Below are 6,289 nucleotides of genomic sequence, written 5' to 3'. Positions count from 1 at the left end.
GGGCGGCGCTGGCGGCGCCCTCGCCGCGGGTCGCCGAGATCGTGGCGGTCGCCCGGGAGGTGCTGGAGACCGAGGGCGTGGCGGCGCTGACGATGCGCCGCGTCGGCGAGGTGCTCGGGATCCGCGCCCCGTCGCTGTACAAGCATCTCGCCGGCAAGACGCAGTTGGAGACACGCCTCGTCGACGCGGCCCTCGTCGAGTTCGGCGACACGCTGCACGGGGTCGTCGACCGGGCGGACCCGGCCGGGGTGGTCACCGACCTGCTCGCCGCCTACCGCCGTTTCGCCCTCGAGCGCCCGAACCTCTACCGACTGGCCACCGCCGCCTCGATGCCGCGCGGCGAGCTGACCCCGGGCGTGGAGGCGTGGGCGGGTGAGCCGTTCTACCGGGCGACGGGCGAGCCGTACGTCGCCCAGGCGCTGTGGGCCGCCGCGCACGGCGCGGTCGTTCTCGAACTGGACGGCCGCTACCTGCCCGGGTCCGATCTGGACCGGACCTGGTCGGCCCTGGCGGCCGCGTTCGGCGGCCAGGGCCGACCAGGCGGCGCGGTCACCCGCGGGTGATCACGTCCGCGAGCACCGTGTCGATCCGGGCCAGCAGTGCCGGGTCCAGGGTGACGCCGGCGGCCCTGACGTTCTCCGTGACCTGCTCGGGCCGGGACGCGCCGATGATCGCCGAAGCGACGTTCTCGTTCTGCAGCACCCAGGCGACGGCGAGTTGGGCCATGGACAGGCCGGCGTCCGCGGCGATCGGGCGTAGTTCCTGCACCGCGGTGAGCACGTCGTCGCGCAGCAGCCCGGAGATGAACCCGGCGCCCGTGCCGCCGGTGGCCCGGCTGCCGCCGGGGGGCGGCTGGCCGGGCAGGTACTTGCCGGTGAGCACGCCCTGCGCGATCGGCGACCAGACGATCTGCGAGATGCCGGCCTTCTCACTGGTCGGCACGACCTCGGCCTCGATCGTGCGTACCAGCATCGAGTACTGCGGCTGGTTGGAGATGATCCGGTCGAAGCCGAGCTCGCCGGCGATCCGGACCGCGTCGGCGATCTGCGCGGCGGACCACTCGGACACCCCGACGTAGAGCACCTTCCCCGCGCGGACCAGGTCCTCGAAGGCCCGCAGGGTCTCCTCCAGCGGCACCGACTCGTCATAGCGGTGCGCCTGGTACAGGTCGAGGTGGTCGGTCTTCAGCCGGCGCAGGGACGCGTGCGCGGACTCGATGATGTGCTTGCGGCCGAGGCCGCGGTCGTTCTCCCCGGGCCCGGTCGGCCAGAAGACCTTGGTGAACAGTTCGTAGGACTCGCGGCGGACACCCTGCAGGGCGTCCCCGAGGACACTCTCCGCGCGGGTGCCGGCGTAGACGTCCGCCGTGTCAAAGGTGGTGATGCCCTCGTCGAAGGCGGTGCGCACACAGGACGTCGCGACCTCCGCCTCGATCTGGTCACCATGGGTGATCCAGTTGCCGTAGGAGATCTCGCTGACCGACAGGCCGCTGCGGCCCAGGCGTCGATGCTTCACACCGACAAACCTATGACCTGCCCGGACCGACCCGCCACAGTCCGGCACCCGAACCGGACCGTGGCCTTGTCCTCAGGTAGTCAGATCAAGCGGTCGGATGAGCTGGTCAGGTGGCCTGGCAGTCAGGGCCTGGGGTCGGCACGCGAGACCCGCGGGCGGGGCAGCCGCCAGCGGCGGGGGAGTAGGGCCCGCTGCGCGGCATAGGCCCGCACCCGGACCCGCGAGTCCGGGTAGCGGGCGCAGACCCGCCGGCTGACCTGCTGGGACAGCACGATCGAGTCGACGACCACCGCCACGATCCCGACCAGCATCAGCACGGTCGCGGCGAGGCGGACGGGGCCGATGGGCACCAGCCCGCCGACGAAGTACAGCACCGCGGCGATCAGGAAGAACGGGCCGATGTTGAGCCGGGTGTCGACGAAGTCCCGGGCGAGGACCCGCTCCGGCGCTCGCTCGCGCGGCGGCAGCCTGCTGACGTCGCCGGACATCATCGCCGCCCGGTAGTCCTGGCTCTGCCGGCGCCGGGCGGAGCGCGCCTCCTGCTTCGTCGTCGCCTTGCCGCTCGTCGCGGTGGTGGCCCGGGCGGCGCGGGCGTCGGCGCGCTTCGGGGTGGGCCGGCCCTTACCGCCGGCGCGGGGTGCCTGGTCGAGGTCCGCGGGCTGCACCTCGTGCTCGGCGACGGGTTCGGCGTCGGCGCCCCCGCGCCGTTTGAGCAGGGCCATCAGGGCAGAGCCAACATCTGATCGAGTGCCTTCCGGGCATAGGTGGCCACGTCCGGGTCGACCGCGATCTGGTTGACCGTCTCGCCGCGGACGAGCGCCTCCAGCGCCCAGACGAGGTGCGGCATGTCGATCCGGTTCATGGTGGAGCAGAAACACACCGTACGGTCCAGGAACACGATCGTCTTGTCGGGGTGGCGCAGGGCCAGCCGACGCACGAGGTTCAGCTCGGTACCGACCGCGAACGCCGAGCCGGCGGGTGCGGCGTCGACGACCGAGATGATGTACTCCGTCGAACCGACGAGGTCCGCGGCGGTGACGACCTCGCGCTGGCACTCCGGATGCACCAGCACGGTGACGTCGGGGACGCGGGCGCGCACCTCGTCGACACTGGCGCGGGTGAATCGTCCGTGCACCGAGCAGTGCCCGCGCCAGAGGATCATCTTCGCCTCGCGCAGTTGGCGGTGGGTGAGCCCGCCGCCGGGCCGGCGCGGATCGTAGACGACGCAGTCCGCGTCGGTCATCCCGAGCTCGTCGATCGCGGTGTTGCGGCCGAGGTGCTGGTCGGGCAGGAACAGCACCCGCGCGCCACCCCGTTCGCCGAAGGCCCAGTCCAGCGCGCGCCGCGCGTTCGACGAGGTGCAGATCGTGCCGTCGTGGCGGCCGGTGAATGCCTTGATCGCCGCGGAGGAGTTCATGTAGCTCACGGGCACCGTGTCCGTGGCGACGCCGGCGTCGAGCAGATCGTCCCAGGCCTGCTCGACCTGCTCGGCGGTCGCCATGTCGGCCATCGAGCAGCCGGCGGCCAGGTCCGGCAGGACGACCCGCTGGTGCGGGCCGGTGAGGATGTCGGCGCTCTCGGCCATGAAGTGCACGCCGCAGAAGATGATCGTGTCGGCCTGCGGACGTGCGGCGGCCTGCTGGGCGAGCTTGAACGAGTCGCCGGTGACGTCGGCGAACGCGATGACGTCGTCGCGCTGGTAGTGGTGACCGAGGATGAAGACCCGGTCGCCTAGCGCTGCCTTCGCGGCGGCGGCGCGGGTGGCCAGGCTCGGGTCCGCGGCCGCCGGCAGGTCCCCGGGGCAGTCCACGCCACGTTCGCTCGCCGGGTCCGAGCCGCGCCCGAGCAGCAGCAGGGCCAGGGGAGACGGGGCGACGCCCAGCTGGTCGAGGCCCGGGTCACTTCCCAGAACCGAGTCATTCCCGAGAACCGAGTCATTCCCGAGAACCGGGTTGATGGTCATGGCGCTCCTCCGGTCGACCGGCTGCCGCCGGGCGGTCCGCGAATGGTCCGGTCCGCGGATGGTCGGTCCGCGAATGGTCGGGAAGACTCTAACTCCCGATTGCCATCGTATGCGGAGCTCCGGCGGCCCGGCGCCGCGTTCGCCGGGTTCGCCGCAATTGCCGTCCACGGGCGCCGACTGGCGGGCGTGACATGTGAGTTGCGCGACTCCGAGGTGACCGGAGTCTCCCCGTCAGCGGTACAGCCGCATGGCCGGGCACCGGGACCGTCGCTACGATGGGAAGCGGATCCCGTCCGATGGTGTTGGGCATGTACGTCGGCGCAGTCGCTGTGCCGTGCCCGCGGTGGTCGCCGGCCACGCCGGTGGTGCCTCGGGCAGTCCGACCGGAGCGACCGACCGGAAGCGCAGTACCCGACCGGAACCAGTGATCCTGGCTCGCCAGGCACGTCACAGTATGGGCAGGAGTAGTCCCTATGACCGTTCAGGACACGACGGAGACCGTGACGCAGTCCTCGACCGCCGTCATCCTCACCGACACCGCCGCCGGCAAGGTCAAGAACCTGCTGGAGCAGGAGGGTCGGGATGACCTCAAGCTGCGCATCGCGGTGCAGCCGGGTGGCTGCTCGGGCATGCGCTACCAGCTCTTCTTCGATGAGCGGTCCCTCGACGGCGACACCGTCCTGGACTTCTCCGGTGTCAAGGTCGCCGTCGACCGGATGAGCATTCCCTACCTCGGTGGCGCGACCATCGACTTCGTCGACACGATCGAGAAGCAGGGTTTCACCATCGACAACCCGAACGCGCAGGGCTCCTGCGCCTGCGGCGACTCGTTCAACTAGTTCGCTGATCGGCTGCGTCGGGCGGTTGCCCCGAGGCGCTCGCGCGTCGCCGGGGCACCGTCGGGCGGCACGCCGTCGCGGTGGCGCCGCCCAGCGGCGCGCCGCTTTCTCCGGTGAAGCCCGTCGGGGCCGCAATGGCGGTCACGGCGGGCTTCACCGTTCTTGCGCCCAGTGGGACCCGAGGACGGGTGGGGCCCGGCGCGCACGGTGGTGCCGGTAGGCTCCTCGATCGTGCGTATTGCCGTGACGGGTTCCGTTGCCACTGACCACCTCATGCGCTTCCCAGGCCGGTTCGCCGAGCAGCTGCTCGCCGACCAGCTCGCGAAGGTCTCGCTGTCCTTCCTCGTGGACGAGCTCGTGATCCGGCGCGGCGGGGCCGCGGCCAACATCGCGTTCGGCCTCGGGCGGCTCGGCCTGCGCCCGATCCTCGTCGGCGCGGTCGGTGAGGACTTCGGCGACTACCGGGGCTGGCTGGACAGCAACGGCGTCGACACCGCGTCGGTGCGGGTGAGCGGGACCGCGCACACCGCCCGGTTCATCTGCACCACCGACGAGGACCTCAACCAGATCGCCTCCTTCTACCCGGGCGCGATGAACGAGGCTGCCGAGATCGAGCTCGCCCCCATCGCCGAGCGGGCCGGCGGCCTGGACCTGGTCCTCGTCAGCCCGAACAACCCGGCCGCGATGCTGCGCCACAGCGCCGAGTGCCGCGAGCGCGGCTACGCGTTCGCCGCCGACCCCTCCCAGCAGCTCGCCCTGCTCGACGGCCCGCAGATCCGCGAGCTCGTCACCGGCGCGGCCTACCTCTTCTGCAACGAGTACGAGAAGGCCCTGCTCGCCAGCAAGACCGGCTGGACGGACGAGGAGATCCGGGCCCAGGTCGGCGTGTGGGTCACGACCCTCGGCAAGGACGGCATCGCGATCGAGGTGCCGGGGGCGGAGCGGATCCGCGTCCCCGTGGTGCCCGCCCGGGACACCCCGGACCCGACCGGCGTCGGCGACGGGTTCCGCGCCGGCTTCCTCGCCGGGCTGTCCTGGGAGCTGCCGCTCGAGCGCGCCGCGCAGGTCGGCGCCCTGATCGCCACCCTGGTGCTGGAGACCGTCGGGCCGCAGGAGTACACCGTCGATCCGTCGGACGCGGTCAAGCGCCTGTCCGAGGCCTACGGCGCGGACGCCGCCGCCGAGATCGCCGAGCACCTGCCCACGGCCTGATCGGACCGTCCCGGTGCCGCCGCGGCTGGCCGAGGGGTCAGCCGCGGCGGCGGACGACGAACTCCTGCCCGCCGGTCGGCAGCTCCCGCGTCGCGATCAGGTCCTGACCGCGCAGCCGGCACCAGGCCGCCACGTCCGGGCCGGCCGCGGGGTCGTCCGCCCAGAGGGTGATCGTCTCGCCGGGGGCGACGCCGCCGAACGCGCGGGCCAGATCGATGATCGGCAGCGGGCATCGCCGGCCGCGCGCGTCGAGCACTCCGGGCGGCGGTGACGGCGACGGTGTCGGCGACATCATCCGCGGGCCGCGCCGAGATCGCTGGCGCCCAGCCGCGCCCGTACCTCGTGCACCACGCCTGGCAGGACGTCGAGCAGGGCATCGAGGTCTGCCCGGGTGGAGTCCCGCCCGAACGAGACCCGCAGGTTCCCGTGGCTCAGTGCCCCCATCGCGACCAGTACGTGGCTGGGGGTCAGCGCATCGGAGACGCAGCTCGATCCGGAGCTGACCGCGATCCCGGCCCGGTCCAGCCCCGCCAGCAGCGCCTCGCCCTCCACGTACAGGCAGGAAAAGGCACTGATATGCCCCACCGACCCGGCCGGGTCGGGGTCGCCGAGCAGCTCGACGTCGTCGATCAGCGCCGGCAGCCGGCGGCGCAGCTCGCCGACATAGCCCGCCAGCCGGCCCCGCTCCGCGGCGAGTTCCGTCGCGCGGGCGCCCAGCGCCGCTGCGGCCGCGACGATCGCCGGCACGTCCGGGTAGCCG

8 protein-coding genes are annotated in these 6,289 nt (G+C 72.5%); 3 read left to right on the top strand and 5 right to left on the bottom strand.

The genetic code is table 11. The annotated features are described in order from the left end of the window. The first annotated feature begins 8 nt into the window (after nucleotides 1–8). Nucleotides 9–563, top strand: coding sequence for a TetR/AcrR family transcriptional regulator (locus MXD58_RS17575; RefSeq protein WP_250609581.1), 555 nt, complete (start codon nucleotides 9–11; stop codon nucleotides 561–563). Here the strand turns inward: MXD58_RS17575 and MXD58_RS17570 are convergent. From MXD58_RS17570 to nadA, 3 genes are all read right to left on the bottom strand, one after another. Continuing rightward, nucleotides 550–1,515 (bottom strand): aldo/keto reductase family protein, encoded by a 966-nt coding sequence (locus tag MXD58_RS17570; RefSeq protein WP_248837204.1) that lies wholly within the window; start codon nucleotides 1,513–1,515, stop codon nucleotides 550–552. The genes MXD58_RS17575 and MXD58_RS17570 overlap by 14 nt on opposite strands. A 122-nt stretch (nucleotides 1,516–1,637) precedes the next feature. Further along, entirely contained in the window at nucleotides 1,638–2,237 is a 600-nt protein-coding gene (locus MXD58_RS17565; RefSeq protein ID WP_248837205.1) for a DUF3043 domain-containing protein, read from the bottom strand. After that, nucleotides 2,237–3,478, bottom strand: coding sequence for a quinolinate synthase NadA (gene nadA, locus MXD58_RS17560; protein WP_374616282.1), 1,242 nt, complete (start codon nucleotides 3,476–3,478; stop codon nucleotides 2,237–2,239). The genes MXD58_RS17565 and nadA overlap by 1 nt, the downstream gene beginning before the upstream one ends. A 473-nt stretch (nucleotides 3,479–3,951) precedes the next feature. Here nadA and erpA point away from each other — a divergent pair, with 473 nt between their 5' ends. Together erpA and MXD58_RS17550 are read left to right on the top strand one after the other, a co-directional pair. After that, complete coding sequence (erpA, locus tag MXD58_RS17555) at nucleotides 3,952–4,317, top strand: iron-sulfur cluster insertion protein ErpA (RefSeq protein WP_248837206.1); 366 nt, start codon at nucleotides 3,952–3,954, stop codon at nucleotides 4,315–4,317. Between the two features lie 231 nt (nucleotides 4,318–4,548). Further along, entirely contained in the window at nucleotides 4,549–5,529 is a 981-nt protein-coding gene (locus MXD58_RS17550; RefSeq protein ID WP_248837207.1) for a carbohydrate kinase family protein, read from the top strand. Nucleotides 5,530–5,566: 37 nt separating this feature from the next. Here the strand turns inward: MXD58_RS17550 and MXD58_RS17545 are convergent, their stop codons facing one another. Both MXD58_RS17545 and MXD58_RS17540 read right to left on the bottom strand, forming a co-directional pair. After that, the gene (locus tag MXD58_RS17545; RefSeq protein ID WP_308301988.1) at nucleotides 5,567–5,824 is read right to left on the bottom strand and encodes a sulfurtransferase TusA family protein; all 258 of its coding nucleotides are present in this window, start codon (nucleotides 5,822–5,824) and stop codon (nucleotides 5,567–5,569) included. Further along, on the bottom strand, nucleotides 5,821–6,289 hold a 469-nt coding region (locus MXD58_RS17540; protein ID WP_250609579.1), incomplete at its 5' end, for an aminotransferase class V-fold PLP-dependent enzyme. The genes MXD58_RS17540 and MXD58_RS17545, both read right to left, overlap by 4 nt.

Source organism: Frankia sp. AgKG'84/4 (assembly GCF_023242965.2).
GTDB lineage: Bacteria > Actinomycetota > Actinomycetes > Frankiales > Frankiaceae > Frankia.
The sequence above is the reverse complement of the archived record's forward strand: the minus strand, read 5'-3'. Positions and strand labels throughout refer to the sequence as shown.

What these genes read in the sequence shown, in the direction of transcription:
- MXD58_RS17565 (WP_248837205.1), bottom strand. Translation starts at nt 2,237, where the DNA reads ATGGCCCTGCTCAAACGGCGCGGGGGCGCCGACGCCGAACCCGTCGCC.
- nadA (WP_374616282.1), bottom strand. Translation starts at nt 3,478, where the DNA reads ATGACCATCAACCCGGTTCTCGGGAATGACTCGGTTCTCGGGAATGAC.
- erpA (WP_248837206.1), top strand. Translation starts at nt 3,952, where the DNA reads ATGACCGTTCAGGACACGACGGAGACCGTGACGCAGTCCTCGACCGCC.
- MXD58_RS17545 (WP_308301988.1), bottom strand. Translation starts at nt 5,824, where the DNA reads ATGATGTCGCCGACACCGTCGCCGTCACCGCCGCCCGGAGTGCTCGAC.